Consider the following 16,401-nt stretch of genomic DNA (forward strand, 5'->3'; position numbering starts at 1 on the left):
GGCGCGGGCGGCCCGGGGAACGCCTGAGCCGGGGCACCCGGCGGATGCCCCGGCTCAGGACCGGTGTTCAGGAGGCGGCGCTGCGCAGGCCGCCGATGTTGATCTGCTCGGTCTCGTCGTGCGCGGTCAGGTCGATGACCTGGCCGACGCCCCGGGTCTCCGGGTCGGCGGGCTTGAACTCGGCCTCGGACTCGGCCTTGTGGAGCGCCAGCGCCTCCTGGCCGACGACGTCCGCGAGGTCCTCGTTGTGCACGGCCTCCAGCCCCTCGCCACCGTCGCCCTTCTGCGTGCCGAAGAAGTCGAACCCGCCGGTGACCAGGGGACGCGGGATGGGCGCCGCGGGCAGCACGGCGACCGCGGTGGGCACGGTGAAGTGCCCGGAGGGCTTCACGGAGTTGACGGAGGGCGCCGGCACGCCGGGGGCGTCCTGCTCCGCCGGGGCCGGAGCGGGCTCCGCCGGCTCGTCGGTGGTGAAGGCGGCCGCGCGCGCGTGCCCGTCGACCGCCTCGGGCTGCCCCTGTTCCTCGTCCTCCGGTGCCGGCTCGCCCTTGGGCGGCTCGGGCACATCGGCCGTCCGCGCCGCACTCACGGTGCCGGCGTCGGCGTCGGTCGGGGCCGACGGGCCGTCGCCGTCGTCGAAGCGGGCCAGTGCCACCTTGGCCCGCAGGAACAGCTTGGAGCCCTCGGGCGAGAAGACCGCCGGGACCGTCTCCTCGACCTCGGTCGGCTCGACGGCCTGTGCGGCTTCCGTGGACTCCGCGGGCTCTTCGGCCTCCTCGGGGTTCCGGGGTGCCGGCAGCGCGTTCGAGGGCGCGACGGCCTCGATCTCCAGCAGGCGGCGGCCCTCCAGGGCGCTCGCGCGCTCCGTCTCGGCCGTGGCGTAGCGGCGCAGCAGGGACGCGTGCTCGTTGCGCAGGCCGGCCAGCTCGGTCCGCTTCGCGCGCAGCCGCTGCTCCAGCTTGGCGCGCAGCTCCCGCGACTCCTCGAGGTCGGTCTCCAGCTCGGCGATCCGCTCCTCGTGGCGCCACTCGTCACTCGCACGCGCGCGTGACAGGTCGGCCACCTGCTTGCCCGCCTCGCTGTCCCAGCGGCGCATGACGGCGGCACCGACGGCCGTGGTCGCCGCGGCTATCGCGGCCAGCGTGCGCAGCGCCGTCGGCTGGGAGAACAACCAGGGCCCCAGAGCGCAGACGAGCGAGACACCGGCGATCACCGAGGGAGGCAACAGCCTGTGCAGAGGCGGGGAATGACGGTGGCGTCCACGTGGCATGGCCAGAAACTTACCGCGCGTAGGCGAATCGTGGTGCCCCGGACCGTAAAAACACAGCGACAACGAAGTCTCCGTCCGGCATCGCCCCGAGCCGCGCTCAGCGGTCGCTCAGCCGTCCGCTGAGCCACTGGAGCGTCGCCGGGATCTCGCGGCGCCAGGTGTTGAAGTTGTGGCCGCCGCTGCCGAGGATGATCGACGAGATCCGGGTCATGTTCGTGGCCTGCACACTTTTGATGAATTTCAAGGTGGCCCGGTAATTGGTCTCTCCGACTTTGCTGCTGGTGACCAGCAGCGAGGTGTCCGGGGCGGGCCGGTGCCCCAGGTACCACCACAGGTCTGAACGGTTCCTGAGATCGCGGTCGCCCTGGAAGAGGTCGCCGGTCGTGGCGTCGATGGGCGCCTTGTACGACGGCGAGAGCCCGGCGCCGGCCGCGTACACGCCGGGATGGTGCATCGCGAGCTTGAGGGCGCAGTACCCGCCCGTCGAGTCGCCGACGATCCCCCAGCCGCCCGGCTTCCCCGCGGCCCGGTAGTGCGCGCGCACCGCGGCGGGCAGGTCCTCGGCGAAGAAGGTCTCGGTCTGCGGGCCGCGCGGGACGTCCACGCACTCGGTGTCCCGGGGCGGCGCGACCGTCGGCCGCAGCATCACCAGGATCGTGGGCCGCATCTTCCCCTCCCGCACCAGGTGCTGTGCCGTGCGCGGGTAGTGCAGCTTGTCGACCAGCGCCCGCGCGGTGCCGGGATAGCCGCTGAGCACCACCACCACCGGGAACGTCCGGGTGCGGTACCGCGGCTGGAAGTACTCGGGCGGCAGGTACACGTACGCGGGCGTGGCGATGCGGCTCGTACGGCCGACGATGCCGACCTGCTGGATCTGACCGGCCGTCCGGGGCAGCGAGCCGCCCATGCCGTGCACCTCGGAGGTGGAGATCAGCTGGACCGGTCCGGCGCCCGTGTGGTCGACGACGACCCCTTGGTCGGTCTCCGTGCCGAACAGGTCCGCCCAGCTCGCGTAGAAGCCGAAAGCCTGGTTGACGGCTATCCCGACGCACGCGAAGAGCGCCAGCTGGGTGGCCAGCAGCAGGCCGACACGGCCGCCGACGGCCCGCCAGCTCCGGCGTCCCAGCCGGGGCCACAGCCACACCGTGCCGACGAACAGCACCGCGGCGAACAGCACCGCCGATGCGAGGATCTTGTCACTCGTGAGTCCCATGAGGTGCTTCCTGCCTGCGCTTTCCCCCGTGGCGACCACCGCTTTGAGCGAGGCTTGCCCCGGACTTTCCTCGGCCTTTGACCCGGCTTTCCGGTGGGGAGTGAACCTCTCCCCCCGTGACACCGTCCTAGAGGGCGCAATGTCGCCGGATGCCCGAATCGGCACCGGATTCAAGGTCTCTCGCAGAACTACGGGATGCGATGTCTGTCAGGATAGATGGGGAAATGTCGGGTGGGGTTCCGGGCCGATCGAACCGGGCGCGGCGCATAGTCCGTGGTCCGCGTCCCGAGGCGGTGCCCGCTCTGGTCGGCAGGGCCTGCGCGGTCGTGGGCGTCCTGGACATCGCCGCGGGCGTCTTCCCGCGCTTCCGGCACAGCCGTATGCACGCCATGGCCGAGGTACTGCCGGGATCGCTCGGGCCGTTCGCCGCCGCGCTGTCGCTCAGTGCCGGCGTGCTGCTGCTGCTCCTCGCGCACGGCCTCAAGCGGCGCAAGCGCCGGGCGTGGCGGGCCGCGGTCGCGCTCCTGCCGGCCGGTGCGGTGTCGCAGTTCGTGTACCGGCACTCGGTCATCGGCGCGCTGATCTCGCTGGCGCTGTTCGTGCCCCTGGTGATCCACCGGGACGAGTTCCGGGCGCTGCCCGACCCGCGCAGCCGGTGGCGCGCGCTCGCCAACTTCGTCCTCATGAGCGCCGGTTCGCTCGCGCTCGGTCTGGTCGTCGTCAGCGCCCATCCCAAGCGCACCATCGGCGACCCGAGCCTGGCGGACCGCATCACCCACGTCCTGTACGGCCTGTTCGGCTTCGAGGGGCCCGTCGACTACGAGGGCTCCACCTCCTGGACGGTCGCCTTCTCGCTCGGCGCCCTCGGCCTGATCACCGCGGTCACCACCGTCTACCTCGCCTTCCGTCCCGAGCACCCCGCCGCGCGCCTCACCGAGGAGGACGAGGTCAGTCTGCGCGCCCTGCTGGAGAAGCACGGCGCCCGCGACTCCCTCGGCCACTTCGCGCTCCGCCGCGACAAGGCGGTCGTCTTCTCGCCCAGCGGCAAGGCGGCGGTCACCTACCGCGTGGTCTCCGGCGTGATGCTCGCCAGCGGCGACCCGATCGGCGACGTAGAGGCCTGGCCCGGCGCCATCGAACGCTTCATGGACGAGGCCAAGGCCCACTCCTGGACCCCCGCCGTGATGGGCTGCTCGGAGACGGGCGGCGAGGTGTGGACCCGCGAGACCGGCCTGGACGCCCTCGAACTGGGCGACGAGGCGGTGGTGGACGTGGCGGATTTCTCGCTCGCCGGACGCGCGATGCGCAACGTGCGCCAGATGGTCAAGCGCATCGAGCGGGCCGGCTACGAAACCCGGGTGCGGCGCATCCGTGACCTCGGCGAGGCCGAACTGGACCGCATCCGCCGGGCCGCGGAGGACTGGCGCGGCACCGACACCGAGCGCGGCTTCTCGATGGCGCTCGGCCGCATCGGCGACCCCACCGACGGCGACTGCCTGATCGCCACCGCCCACAGGATCGAAGGGGCGGCGGGAGAAGGCCGGGCCGACGAGGCGCCCGGCCCGTACGGCGACCTCAAGGCGATCCTGCACTTCGTGCCCTGGGGCAGCGACGGCGTCTCCCTGGACCTGATGCGCCGCGACCGGACGGCCGACCCCGGCATGAACGAGCTGCTCATCGTGGCCGCCCTCCAGGCCGCCCCGAAGCTCGGCATCACCCGGATCTCGCTCAACTTCGCGATGTTCCGCGCGGCGCTCGCGCGGGGCGAGAAGATCGGCGCGGGCCCGGTGCTGCGCGCCTGGCGCGGGCTGCTGGTGTTCCTGTCGCGCTGGTTCCAGATCGAGTCGCTGTACAAGTTCAACGCCAAGTTCCAGCCGCGCTGGGAGCCGCGCTTCGTGGTCTACCGGGCCTCCGGCGACCTTCCGCGCATCGGCCTGGCCGCCATGCAGGCCGAGGGCTTCGTCGATCTCGCCCTCCCGCTGCCCCGCTTCCTGCGCCGCGGCGCACCGGCCGCCCGCCCCTGCGCCCACGGGGCCGCCGAACAGGGCGTGCGAGCGGCCTGACCCCGTGACCGGCCCGAGCGGACGCCCCTCCCCCTCCTACCCGGGGGCGCCGCCGGGCCCGCCCCGCGGCGGTCCGGGAGGCCCGCCCGGGCCCTGGGCCTACGCTGAACGTATGAGCAACCACAGCGGACGTGGCCAGGTGACAGGGCTTCCGGCATGGGACCGGTGCGCGGTCATGGGGGTCGTGAACGTCACCCCCGACTCCTTCTCCGACGGCGGCCGCTGGTTCGACACGGCGATCGCCGTCAAGCACGGCCTCGACCTCGTGGCCGAGGGCGCGGACCTCGTCGACGTCGGCGGGGAGTCCACCCGCCCCGGCGCCACCCGTGTCGACGAGGAGGAGGAACTGCGCCGGGTCGTCCCCGTGGTGCGCGGTCTCGCCTCCGAGGGCGTCGTCGTCTCCGTGGACACCATGCGCGCCTCCGTCGCCCGGCAGGCCCTCGCCGCCGGCGCCGCCCTGGTCAACGACGTCAGCGGCGGCCTCGCCGACCCCGGCATGATCCCCGCCGTGGCCGAGTCCGGCGCCCCCTTCGTCGTCATGCACTGGCGCGGCTTCCTGGAGGGCGGCAACGTCAGGGGCGTGTACGACGACGTCGTCGCCGAGGTCGTCGACGAACTGCGGGCGCGGGTGGACGCGGTCCTGGCCGGGGGCATCTCCCCCGACCGTGTCGTCGTCGACCCCGGCCTCGGCTTCTCCAAGGACTCCGGGCACGACCTGAGCCTGCTCGCCCACCTCGGCCGGCTGCACGCGCTGGGTCACCCGGTGCTCGTCGCCGCCTCCCGCAAGCGGTTCCTCGGCCGGGTCCTGGCCGGGCCCGAGGGAGCGCCGCCGCCGGCCAGGGAGCGCGACGCGGCGACGGCCGCCGTGTCCGCGCTCGCGGCGCACGCGGGCGCGTGGGCGGTGCGTGTGCACGAGGTGCGCGCCACCGCGGACGCGGTACGGGTCGCCCGCGCGATAGAGGGGGCGCGCACCGAGGCGGTCCCGCCGGTCGCGCCCGCCTCGCAGGCCCCGGCGGCGGCCGCCCCTCAGCACCTTTCCCAGCGCGCAGAAGGAACCCGGTGAGCGCCCCCCACACCGACGTCGAGCAGGTCGAGGCGGCCAACACCGCTTTCTACGAGGCGGTGGAGCGCGCCGATTTCGAGGCCGTGTCCGGCTTCTGGCTCACCCCCGCCGACCTGGGCGTCGACGAGGAGTACCACGATCCCGCGGACACCGGCGTGGTCTCCTGCGTACACCCGGGCTGGCCGGTGCTGACCGGCCGCGGCGAGGTCCTGCGGTCGTACGCGCTGATCATGGCGAACACCGACTACATCCAGTTCTTCCTGACCGACGTGCATGTCTCCGTCACCGGCGACACCGCTCTGGTGAGCTGCACGGAGAACATCCTCAGCGGCGGCCCGGCCCCCACCGGGAGCGAGGAGCTGGGCCCGCTGGTGGGGCAGCTCGTCGTCGCCACGAACGTGTTCCGCCGCACGCCGGACGGCTGGAAGCTCTGGTCCCACCACGCCTCGCCGGTGCTGTCCGAGACCGGCGAGGAGGACGAGGACGGCGACACGCCGACCTGAGTCTTCCGGTCCCTCGCCGCGGCCCGCCTGGCGCAAGGAGTGGCTGGAATCACGAACCCGCCGGTAGCCGCGGCCACCGGCCCGTGAGCCGCCGGGTTCTCCAGGGGAAACACACGAGGAACCCTGACGACCCCGCTACCGGCCCCGCCCCGTGCGCCGGTGCTGTCGGTGCCCGCAGGTAGATTCGTCTGAGGCCGGTCGCCCGCCCGCACGCGACGCGACCTCGCCGATACCGACGATTGCAGGAGTGATTCGCGTGGATCGTGTCGCGCTGCGCGGCCTCAAGGCCCGCGGGCACCACGGTGTCTTCCCCAAGGAGCGCGAGGAGGGCCAGACCTTCCTCGTGGACCTCGTCCTGGGCCTGGACACCCGGCCTGCGGCGGCCGACGACGACCTGACGAAGACCGTGCACTACGGCGTGGTGGCCGAAGAGGTCGTCGCCGTGGTCGAGGGGGAGCCGGTGAACCTGATCGAGACGCTCGCCGAGCGGATCGCCCAGGTCTGCCTCAAGCACGAAGGGGTAAAAGAGGTCGAGGTCCAGGTCCACAAACCGGACGCGCCCATCACCGTCCCCTTCGACGACGTCACCGTCACCATCACCCGGAGCCGAGTATGACCGCATCCTCTTTGCGGGGTCCGAGCGACCCGACCGTCCAGCCGGTGCCCGCCTCCGTCGTCGAACAGGTCGACGCCGCCGACACCACCCTCTCCAACCCCAGACGGGCCGTGGTCGCCCTCGGCTCCAACCTCGGCAACCGCCTGGAGACCCTGCAGGGCGCCGTCGACGCCCTGGAGGACACCCCGGGCGTCCGCATCAAGGCCGTGTCGCCGGTGTACGAGACGGAGCCGTGGGGCGTCGATCCCGGCAGCCAGCCGACGTACTACAACGCGATCGTGGTGCTCAAGACCACCCTCCCGCCGTCCTCGCTGCTGGAGCGGGCGCACGCGGTGGAGGAGGCGTTCAACCGGGTGCGGGACGAGCACTGGGGCCCGCGCACCCTGGACGTCGACATCGTCGCCTACGCGGACGTCGTCTCCGACGATCCCCGGCTCACCCTCCCGCACCCGCGCGCCCACGAACGGGCCTTCGTCCTCGCGCCCTGGTACGACGTCGACCCCGAGGCCCGGGTACCCGGCCGCGGCACGGTCGCCGACCTGCTGGCGGCCGTCACCCGGCACGGCGTGGAAGCACGTGCCGACCTGGAACTCCGACTGCCCGAGTAGTCGTTAAGGTCGACACGACCACATCGCTGCGGGGGAGCTGAAGGAAGACAGTGAAAGAGCTGCGGATCAGGGTGCTGGCCGGCGTGTTCGTCGTGGCCGCGGTGCTGTCCTGGGCGGGGGCCCGTCTGTGGAACGGGGTGGGGACCCTGCCCAGCGTGCCGGTGGCGGCCCCGATCGTCCTCGCCCTGATCGCCGTGGTGCTGCTCGCCACGGCACTCTCCCTGCGCGGCCGCCTCCGGGCCCAGCGCGAGCGCCGCCCCGGCGCCAAGGGCGTCGACCCCCTGATGGCCGCCCGTGCGGTCGTCTTCGGCCAGGCCAGCGCCCTGGTCGCGGCCCTCGTCGCCGGCATGTACGGCGGCACGGGCCTGTTCCTGCTGGAACTCCTCGACCTCCCCGCCCGCCGCGACCAGGCCCTCTACGCGGCCTTCTCGGTGGTCGCGGGCATCGGCGTCATAGCGGCGGCGATGTTCCTGGAGCGGGTCTGCCGGCTCCCTGAGGACGACGACAACCACCCCGGCGGGGCCGAGCCGGTCGCCTGACCCCCGCCGTCCGGCCCGTCAGCGCGCCAGTATCAGGCTCATCGCCTCGGCGCGCGTGGTCGCGTCCCGGAGCTGGCCGCGGACCGCGGACGTCGTCGTCTTGGCACCCGGCTTGCGGATCCCCCGCACCGACATGCACATGTGCTCCGCCTCCACGACGACGATCACACCGCGGGCCTCCAGGATCCTCATCAGGGAGTCGGCGATCTGCGTGGTGAGCCGCTCCTGCACCTGGAGGCGGCGGGCGAACACCTCGACCAGGCGCGCCAGCTTCGACAGCCCCGTGATCTTGCCGGTCTCCGCCGGGATGTAGCCGACGTGGGCCACACCGTGGAACGGCAGCATGTGGTGCTCGCACAGGCTGACGATCTCGATGTCCTTCACCAGGACCATCTCGTCGTGGCCGAGGTCGAACGTCGTCGTCAGGACCTCCTCGGGCTGCTGGTGGTTGCCCGCCAGCAGCTCGCGGTACGCCCGCGCCACCCGCGCCGGAGTCTCCCGCAGCCCTTCCCGGTCGGGGTCCTCGCCCACCGCGATCAGGAGTTCGCGTACGGCGTTCTCGGCGCGCTTCTCGTCGAATTCGCCGATGGTGCCCTCGCCGTCCAGGGTCACGGGGTCGGTCATCTGGGGTGCCTCGTTCCTTGAGGTGGCGCCTGTGGGTCACGCGCCGCATATGCGCGCCATGCGGGCATACCGAAAAGCCGCGCCCCCCAGGCTAGATCCTGGGGGGCGCGGCATCCATTCCGAGCCGGGGAAGACCGGTGTGAGTCAGCTCTCGGGACGGTCCTCCGGGGCCTTCTCGACCGCCGGGGCGGACTCGGCCGCCGTGGACTTCGCGGTGCTGATCGCCGGCGTCGAGCCGTTCGCCCCGTTGGTCAGTGCGAGCTCCTTGGGGGAGAGCACCGGCGGGCGGGTGGACGGCGTACGGCGGGAGGAACCGGTCCACGCGGGACGCGCGGGCCGCTTGTGGATCGCCGTGAAGATCTCGGCGATCTCCTCCTTGCCCAGGGTCTCCTTCTCCAGGAGCTGGAGCACCAGGTTGTCGAGGACGTCGCGGTTCTCGACCAGGATCTCCCAGGCCTCGTTGTGCGCGTTCTCGATGAGCTTCTTGACTTCCTCGTCCACCAGGGCGGCGACCTCTTCCGAGTAGTCGCGCTGGTGGGACATCTCACGGCCGAGGAAGGGCTCGGTGTTGTCGCCGCCGAACTTGATCGCGCCGAGACGCTCGGTCATGCCGTACTGCGTGACCATCGCGCGGGCGGTGGCCGTGGCCTTCTCGATGTCGTTGGCGGCGCCGGTGGTCGGGTCGTGGAAGACCAGTTCCTCGGCCGCACGGCCGCCCAGCATGTACGCGAGCTGGTCGAGCATCTCGTTGCGCGTGGTCGAGTACTTGTCCTCGTCCGGCAGGACCATCGTGTAGCCGAGGGCACGGCCGCGGGACAAGATCGTGATCTTGTGGACCGGGTCGGAGTTCGGGGAGGCCGCCGCGACCAGGGCGTGTCCGCCCTCGTGGTACGCGGTGATCTTCTTCTCCTTGTCCGACATGATCCGGGTCCGCTTCTGCGGGCCCGCGACCACCCGGTCGATCGCCTCGTCGAGCATCTGGTTGTCGATGAGCTTGCGATCGCTGCGGGCCGTGAGCAGCGCCGCCTCGTTCAGCACGTTCGACAGGTCCGCGCCGGTGAAGCCCGGCGTACGGCGGGCGACCGCCGCGAGGTCGACGTCGGGCGCGACCGGCTTGCCCTTCTGGTGGACCTTGAGGATCTCCAGACGGCCCTGCAGGTCCGGCGGGTCGACCGCGATCTGGCGGTCGAAGCGGCCGGGGCGCAGCAGCGCCGGGTCGAGGATGTCGGGCCGGTTCGTCGCGGCGATGAGGATCACGCCGCCCTTGACGTCAAAGCCGTCCATCTCGACGAGCAGCTGGTTCAGGGTCTGCTCGCGCTCGTCGTGACCGCCGCCGAGGCCTGCGCCACGGTGCCGGCCGACCGCGTCGATCTCGTCGACGAAGACGATCGCCGGGGCGTTCGCCTTGGCCTGCTCGAAGAGGTCGCGGACCCGGGAGGCACCGACACCGACGAACATCTCGACGAAGTCGGAACCGGAGATCGAGTAGAAGGGCACCCCGGCCTCGCCGGCGACGGCACGCGCGAGCAGCGTCTTGCCGGTACCGGGACGGCCGTAGAGGAGCACGCCCTTGGGGATCTTGGCGCCGACCGCCTGGAACTTGGCCGGCTCCTGGAGGAATTCCTTGATCTCGTGGAGCTCCTCGACGGCCTCGTCACAGCCCGCGACGTCCGAGAACGTCGTCTTCGGGGTGTCCTTGGTGATGAGCTTCGCCTTGGACTTGCCGAAGTTCATGACCCGGGAGCCGCCGCCCTGCATCTGATTCATCAGGAACAGGAAGACGACCACGATGAGAACGAAGGGGAGCAGGGAGAGCAGGACACCGACAAAAGCGTTCTGCTTGGTCGGCGAGACGGTGTAACCGTCGGGGATCTGCTTGTCCTGGTACTTGGTCTGCAGCGTGTTGGCGATGGTCACGCCCTGGTCGCCGATGTAGCTCGCCTGGATCTTCGAGCTGCCGGAGACCTTCTGACCGTCCTTGAGCGTGACCTTGATGGTCTGCTCGTCACCGGTGGTCAGCTTGGCCGATTCCACCTTGTTGTCGTTGATCGCCGCCACGACCTGGCCGGTGTCCACCGTCTTGTAGCCGCCGGACGAGCCGACGACCTGCATCAACACGACCACGGCAAGGACGGCCAGCACGATCCACATGACCGGCCCACGGAAGTATCGCTTCACGTCCATCCATACGGAGCGAGACGCCCCGTCCCTCCTGCCATAGTGAGTTTGATAAGACAGTTCTTCTGACGGTACCCCAGCTTTGTCACCCAAAGCCGCACGGAGCGGCTCGGACGGCTGTCAAGCCCGTCTCTGCATGCTCCAACGCCGCGAAACCCGCTGGGGTTCCCGATCGTCCGACGCAAGTGGCCCCTCCGGCGTATCGGCCGGGGATTCAGCCGCCGTAGACGTGGGGCGCGAGCGTACCGACGAACGGGAGATTGCGGTACTTCTCGGCATAGTCGAGGCCGTATCCCACGACGAACTCGTTGGGGATGTCGAACCCGACCCACTCGACGTCGATGGCGACCTTGGCCGCGTCCGGCTTGCGCAGCAGGGTGCAGATCTTCAGGGTCTCGGGCTCGCGGGAGCCGAGATTGTTGATCAGCCAGGACAGGGTCAGCCCGGAGTCGATGATGTCCTCGACGATCAGGACGTGCCTGCCCTTGATGTCGGTGTCGAGGTCCTTGAGGATCCGCACCACACCGGAGGACTGGGTGCCCGCGCCGTAGGAGGACACGGCCATCCAGTCCATCGTGACGGGGGTGGACAGCGCCCGGGCGAGGTCCGCCATGACCATCACGGCGCCCTTGAGCACACCGACGATCAGCAGGTCCTTGCCCGCGTACTCCGCGTCGATCTTCGCGGCCAGCTCCGCCAGCTTCGCGTCGATCTCTTCCTTGGTGATGAGTACCCGTTGAAGGTCGGCACCCATGTCTTTCGCGTCCACCCGCATCACTTTCGGTCGTCCCACCGGCGGAGCCCGGACCCCGGAGGGTGCGGATTCAGCCTTGCCGGATAACCAGTCTGCCACCCTGCCGCTGGGCCACGACCTTGCCCGGGAGATTGATCACTCCCTGCCCGCGCCAGCCGGTGATCAGCCGGTCCACTTCCTCGATGTGCCGGGCGAAGAGCGAACCGGCGGGCGCGCCCGCCGCGATGGCCGCGCGGCGCAGGATCCGGCGGCGGACGGCGGGCGGCAGGGCGTAGAGCTTGGCGCACTCCAGCAGACCCGCCGCGTCCCGTACGGAGGCCTCGGCCTGGCTGGCCCAGGTGTCGAGGGCGTCGGCGTCGTCGCGGGAGAGCTGGGCGGTGCGCGCGAGGGCCTCGACGACACCCTTGCCCAGCGCCTTCTCCAGGGCGGGCAGGCCCTCGTGGCGGAGCCGGGAGCGGGTGTAGGCGGGATCCGTGTTGTGCGGGTCGTCCCAGACCTGGAGGGACTGCACCATGCAGGCCTTGCGGGCGGTCTGCCGGTCGAGCTGGAGGAACGGGCGCCGGTAACGGCCGCCGGCCCCCGAGACCGCGGCCATTCCGGACAGGGAGCGGATGCCCGAACCGCGGGCGAGGCCGAGCAGGACGGTTTCCGCCTGGTCGTCCCTGGTGTGGCCGAGCAGGACCGCGGTGGCGCCGTGGCGTTCGGCGGCGGCGTCCAGGGCCGCGTAGCGGGCGTCGCGGGCGGCGGCTTCGGGCCCGCCGTCGCGGCCGACGGTCACCGTGATCGACTCGACCGGATCGAGTCCGAGTCCGCGGAGCCGGACCACGACTTCTTCGGCCCGCAGGTCGGAGCCGGGCTGCAGGCCGTGGTCGACGGTGATACCGCCCGCGCGGACGCCGAGTTTGGGGGCCTCGAAGGCGAGGGCGGAGGCGAGCGCCATCGAGTCGGCGCCGCCGGAGCAGGCCACGAGGACGAGCGGGGAGGGGGGCCGCTCGTTCGGCGACTGTTCCGGGATGTCTCCGACGGGGCGCGTGCGGCGCGCGACGATGCGCCCACCGGCGTGTTCGCTGGTGCGGCCGTGGCAGCTGGTGTCGTTGAGGATGTCGTGGAGGACGCGGCGGACCGCCAGGCGTATCGCCGCGACCGCAGGATGGGGACCCATGTCCGGTTCCCTTCATGAAGTTTTCGGGGGGTGAACCCGAGATCGGTCACTCAGAGTGTGTCGATGGTGACAGAAACGGGCCGTTCCCCGAGCATCGCACGCCTACCCATCGCTCACGGTCCCTCGGACGGGTGATTGAAGGGGCGTTCTCCTGCCGCGGGCGGGACCGGATTCACCACGCCCGCGTCGGTTCACGACTCGGCCTTGCGATGCACCCGCGCGACCCAGTCCGTCGGTTTGGCGATCTCGGACTTGGTCGGCAGGGTGTTCGGGGAGGTCCACACCCGGTTGAAGCCGTCCATGCCGACCTGTTCGACGACGGCCCGCACGAACCGCTCGCCGTCCCGGTACTGCCGGAGCTTGGCGTCCAGGCCGAGCAGTTTGCGCAGGGTCATGTCCAGCCGGGAGGCGCCCTTGGCCCGCCGCTGCTGGAACTTCTCGCGGATCTCGGCGACGGTCGGCACGACCGACGGCCCGACCCCGTCCATGACGAAGTCGGCGTGGCCCTCCAGGAGCGACATGACGGCGGTGAGGCGGCCGAGGATCTCGCGCTGGGCGGGGGTCTGCACCAGTTCGACGAACGACCGTCCGCCGTCGTCCTCCTCGGTCTCGGGCCGGCCCCCGGCGAGCGACTGGGCGGCGTCCCGGACGCGTTCGAGGACGGTCATCGGGTCGACGTCGGTCTCCGAGAGGAACGCCTGGATCTCGCCCTCCAGATGGGCGCGCAGCCAGGGCACCGCGGAGAACTGGGTGCGGTGCGTCTCCTCGTGCAGGCACACCCACAGCCGGAAGTCGTGCGGGGCCACGTCGAGTTCGCGCTCCACGTGGACGATGTTCGGGGCGACCAGCAGCAGCCGTCCGCCGCCGTGCTCGCCAGCGGGCAGGTCGCGGGAGGCAGGGGCGAAGGTCTCGTACTGGCCGAGCACCCGGGACGACAGGAACGACAGCAGCATGCCGAGTTCCACGCCGGTGACCTTGCCGCCGACCGCGCCGAGGACGGCGCCGCCGGGACCGGCGGTCCGCCGCTCCTGCATCTTGTCCAGCAGCGGCTTGAGGAGTTCACGGAAACCGGCGACGTTGGCCTTCACCCAGCCCGGGCGGTCCACCACCAGGACGGGGGTGTCGTGGATGTCGTCGTTCCCCATACGAGTGAAGCCCCGGACGTGTTCCTCCGAGGCTTTCGCGTGCCGCCGCAGCTCCGCGACGATGGCCCGGGCCTCGTCGCGGCTCACCTCGGGGCCCGGCCGCACGAGCCGGGTCGCGGTCGCCACCGCGAGATTCCAGTCGACCATCCCAGATGAGGCAGCGCCACCGATGCTCGTCATGCGTCAACCGTACGTTAGGGCTCCCACTTGGGGCAGGCCGTGGAGGCTGGCGAGGTCGGCGTGACTCGTGTGCCCCGGTACGGTTCGGGACGCGCGCGGGCGGGTCGCGGGCGCCCCGCGCGCGTGTGACCCCGGTGTCCCACGCGCGCGGGGGACACCGGGGTCACAGCCCTGCCAGCGCCGACGCCGTCCGGTCCAGTGCCTCCTGGGCGTCCAGCGGGCTCGTGGTGTCCGCGGCGAGGAATGCGAACGCCAGCAGCCGCCCGTCCTTGTCGACGACCGTGCCCGCCAGGGTGTTGACCCCCGTCAGGGTGCCGGTCTTCGCGCGTACGACGCCGGCCGCGCCGTCCGTGTAGCGGGTGCTCAGGGTCCCCGTGAACCCGGCCACCGGCAGGCCGGTGAGGACCGGGCGCAGACCGGGCCGGCCGGCGTCGGCGGCCTTGACGAGCAGGGCGGTGAGCAGGTTCGCCGTCAGCCGGTCGTCGCGGTCGAGGCCGCTGCCGTCGTGGAAGGAGGCGCCGGTCATCGGCAGGCCGAGTCCGGCCAGCCGGGCGCGGATCGCGTCCGCTCCCCCGGCGAAGCTCGCCGGTCCGCCGCCCGCCAGGGCCGTCTGACGGGCCAGGGCCTCGGCGATGTCGTTGTCGCTGTTGGTCAGCATGCGCTCGACGATCGCGGACAGCGGGGGCGAGGCGACGGTGGCGAGGGTCTCGGCGCGACTGCTCGCCTTGGAGGTGCCGGGCGACGAGGTCTTGATGCCGGCGTCCGTCAGGAAACCGGCGAACTTGCGTGCCGCGTCGGCCGCCGGGTCGCTCACCCGGGCCACCGGTCCGCTGAAGGAGCCGTCGGTGCGGCCCTCGTCGGCCATCAGCGGGCTCACGCGCGCGAGGTTGTCGTTGACCCCGATGGGGTGGAGGTCGGGGCCGCTGTAGAGGGTGGTGTCGTACGAGAGCGTGATCTGCCGGATGCCCCGCGCGGTCAGTGACGTCGCCGTCCGGGCGGCGAGCGTGCGCAGGCTCGCCCAGCCGTCCGCGTGCGCGCGGGCGGTCAGGGTCGGGTCGCCGCCGCCGATCAGGACGGCCTCCCTGGTGCCGGGTTCGAGGGCCACGCGCGTGGTGATGCGATGGTCGGGACCGAGGGCGGACAGGGCCGAGACCGCGGTGGCGATCTTGGTGGTGGAGGCGGGGGTGAGGGCCGTGTCGGCGCCAGCGCCGTACAGGCGCCGGCCGGTGGCCACGTCCACGACCACGGCGGTGCGGGTGCCACCGAGCGCCGGGGCGTCCAGGAGGGGCCCCAGGAGGTCCGTGACGGCCGTTCCGGAGATTCCCGCGGGCTCTCCGCTCGGTGCCGACTTCACGACGTTCGTGGCCGCGCCCAGGCCCGTCAGGACGGCTCCGGCGCTGGGCGCGGGGGCGGGCTCGCCCACGGCGGTGGCGGAATCGTGATCTGCGCCACCCGTCCGTTCCCCGGCGGCGGCGCGGTCGCGCTCGGCCGTACGCTGACCGTTGGCGTCCCAGGGGCCCGCCACGGTCACCGCGCCGGCGGCCAGCGCGAGTCCCGCCGTGGCGGCGCCCGCGGTGTACTGCCAGGTCCGCAGAGTGCGGGGCCGAGGGGCGCGGGCCGGGTCGCCGGGCCGGGTCCCGCTCGCCCGCCGGATGCGCGCCAGCCGCGGTCCGACCGCCTGCGTCAACCGCTCGACCTGCGGTTTCGTGACGGTCACGACACGTGCCAGACCAGGTCGCACGGCATTCGCGATCTTCCGCAGACGCGGTTTCGCGGACTGCCAAGGCCTCAGCTCTGGCACGACCACCAACCCCTTTCGCGATCACACACCAGCGTGAGGGACACTTAACCACCAGAACTATGTGTTGATCATGGAGGAGCCACCGGTGGAGTTCGACGTCACGATCGAGATCCCGAAGGGTTCGCGGAACAAGTACGAGGTGGACCACGAGACCGGTCGGATCCGCCTGGACCGTCGTCTCTTCACCTCGACCGCCTACCCGACCGACTACGGCTTCGTCGAGAACACTCTCGGCGAGGACGGCGACCCGCTGGACGCGCTGGTCATTCTTGACGAGCCGACCTTCCCGGGCTGCCTCATCAAGTGCCGCGCGATCGGCATGTTCCGGATGACGGACGAGGCCGGCGGCGACGACAAGCTGCTCTGCGTCCCCGCGACCGACCCGCGCGTGGAGCACCTGCGCGACATCCACCACGTGTCGGAGTTCGACCGCCTGGAGATCCAGCACTTCTTCGAGGTCTACAAGGACCTGGAGCCCGGCAAGTCCGTCGAGGGCGCCAACTGGGTGGGCCGCACCGACGCCGAGATCGAGATCGAGCGGTCGTACAAGCGCTTCAAGGAGCAGGGCGGTCACTGACCGTTCCGCGGCCGGAGAACGGGCCGCCCCCGGGCGTGGGGGCCCGTCTCCGTGGGCGCATGCCCCGCCGCCCGGCGGCCGCCCCCCCGCGGCGCGGGGGTTTGT

Annotated in this window: 15 protein-coding genes; 7 read left to right on the forward strand and 8 right to left on the reverse strand. The window is 71.7% G+C overall.

Translation table 11 applies throughout. The features are described from left to right. Positions 1-67: 67 nt before the first annotated feature. Both ACIRQ9_RS36785 and ACIRQ9_RS36790 read right to left on the reverse strand, forming a co-directional pair. A complete protein-coding gene (locus ACIRQ9_RS36785; protein ID WP_404183943.1) occupies positions 68-1,270 on the reverse strand; it encodes a hypothetical protein in 1,203 nt (400 codons plus the stop codon). A 97-nt stretch (positions 1,271-1,367) separates the two neighbouring features. Then, on the reverse strand, positions 1,368-2,483 hold the full coding sequence (locus ACIRQ9_RS36790) for an alpha/beta hydrolase (RefSeq protein ID WP_404183946.1): 1,116 nt from the start codon (positions 2,481-2,483) through the stop codon (positions 1,368-1,370). A 224-nt stretch (positions 2,484-2,707) separates the two neighbouring features. Between ACIRQ9_RS36790 and ACIRQ9_RS36795 the strand changes: the two genes are divergently transcribed. The 6 genes from ACIRQ9_RS36795 to ACIRQ9_RS36820 all read left to right on the forward strand — a co-directional run bounded on the left by ACIRQ9_RS36795 (position 2,708) and on the right by ACIRQ9_RS36820 (position 7,875). After that, entirely contained in the window at positions 2,708-4,546 is a 1,839-nt protein-coding gene (locus tag ACIRQ9_RS36795; RefSeq protein ID WP_404183949.1) for a phosphatidylglycerol lysyltransferase domain-containing protein, read from the forward strand. Between the two features lie 112 nt (positions 4,547-4,658). Continuing rightward, the gene (gene folP / locus ACIRQ9_RS36800; protein ID WP_404183952.1) at positions 4,659-5,609 is read left to right on the forward strand and encodes a dihydropteroate synthase; all 951 of its coding nucleotides are present in this window, start codon (positions 4,659-4,661) and stop codon (positions 5,607-5,609) included. Beyond that, positions 5,606-6,112 carry a nuclear transport factor 2 family protein gene (locus tag ACIRQ9_RS36805; protein ID WP_404183955.1) on the forward strand — a complete coding sequence of 169 codons (507 nt, stop codon included), beginning with the start codon at positions 5,606-5,608 and terminating at the stop codon, positions 6,110-6,112. Before folP ends, ACIRQ9_RS36805 begins: the two co-directional genes overlap by 4 nt. A gap of 256 nt (positions 6,113-6,368) precedes the next feature. Then, positions 6,369-6,728 (forward strand): dihydroneopterin aldolase, encoded by a 360-nt coding sequence (folB, locus tag ACIRQ9_RS36810; protein WP_404183958.1) that lies wholly within the window; start codon positions 6,369-6,371, stop codon positions 6,726-6,728. Then, positions 6,725-7,336, forward strand: coding sequence for a 2-amino-4-hydroxy-6-hydroxymethyldihydropteridine diphosphokinase (gene folK / locus ACIRQ9_RS36815; RefSeq protein WP_404183961.1), 612 nt, complete (start codon positions 6,725-6,727; stop codon positions 7,334-7,336). The genes folB and folK overlap by 4 nt, the downstream gene beginning before the upstream one ends. Positions 7,337-7,386: 50 nt before the next feature. Next, positions 7,387-7,875, forward strand: a complete 489-nt coding sequence (locus tag ACIRQ9_RS36820) for a DUF3180 domain-containing protein (RefSeq protein ID WP_404183964.1) — start codon at positions 7,387-7,389, stop codon at positions 7,873-7,875. Positions 7,876-7,893: 18 nt separating this feature from the next. On the opposite strand, the gene folE is transcribed toward ACIRQ9_RS36820, so the two are convergent. The 6 genes from folE to dacB form a co-directional block, all read right to left on the reverse strand. Beyond that, positions 7,894-8,499 carry a GTP cyclohydrolase I FolE gene (folE, locus tag ACIRQ9_RS36825; protein WP_362575957.1) on the reverse strand — a complete coding sequence of 202 codons (606 nt, stop codon included), beginning with the start codon at positions 8,497-8,499 and terminating at the stop codon, positions 7,894-7,896. A 144-nt stretch (positions 8,500-8,643) separates the two neighbouring features. Continuing rightward, positions 8,644-10,683 (reverse strand): ATP-dependent zinc metalloprotease FtsH, encoded by a 2,040-nt coding sequence (ftsH, locus tag ACIRQ9_RS36830; protein ID WP_404183967.1) that lies wholly within the window; start codon positions 10,681-10,683, stop codon positions 8,644-8,646. 208 nt (positions 10,684-10,891) lie between these two features. Beyond that, the gene (gene hpt / locus ACIRQ9_RS36835) at positions 10,892-11,452 is read right to left on the reverse strand and encodes a hypoxanthine phosphoribosyltransferase (protein ID WP_351747268.1); all 561 of its coding nucleotides are present in this window, start codon (positions 11,450-11,452) and stop codon (positions 10,892-10,894) included. Positions 11,453-11,501: 49 nt separating this feature from the next. After that, the gene (tilS, locus tag ACIRQ9_RS36840; protein ID WP_404183970.1) at positions 11,502-12,593 is read right to left on the reverse strand and encodes a tRNA lysidine(34) synthetase TilS; all 1,092 of its coding nucleotides are present in this window, start codon (positions 12,591-12,593) and stop codon (positions 11,502-11,504) included. 191 nt (positions 12,594-12,784) lie between these two features. Then, positions 12,785-13,918: a zinc-dependent metalloprotease gene (locus ACIRQ9_RS36845; protein WP_404183973.1), complete on the reverse strand. Its 1,134-nt coding sequence runs from the start codon at positions 13,916-13,918 to the stop codon at positions 12,785-12,787. 163 nt (positions 13,919-14,081) lie between these two features. Then, positions 14,082-15,680, reverse strand: coding sequence for a D-alanyl-D-alanine carboxypeptidase/D-alanyl-D-alanine-endopeptidase (dacB, locus tag ACIRQ9_RS36850; RefSeq protein ID WP_404183980.1), 1,599 nt, complete (start codon positions 15,678-15,680; stop codon positions 14,082-14,084). Positions 15,681-15,804: 124 nt separating this feature from the next. On the opposite strand from dacB, the gene ACIRQ9_RS36855 reads away from it, so the two are divergent. Next, positions 15,805-16,296 (forward strand): inorganic diphosphatase, encoded by a 492-nt coding sequence (locus ACIRQ9_RS36855; protein WP_010044289.1) that lies wholly within the window; start codon positions 15,805-15,807, stop codon positions 16,294-16,296. Positions 16,297-16,401: the final 105 nt, after the last annotated feature.

Origin of the sequence: Streptomyces sp. NPDC101237 (assembly GCF_044767465.1) — a bacterium.
Taxonomy (GTDB): Bacteria; Actinomycetota; Actinomycetes; order Streptomycetales; family Streptomycetaceae; genus Streptomyces; species Streptomyces gramineus.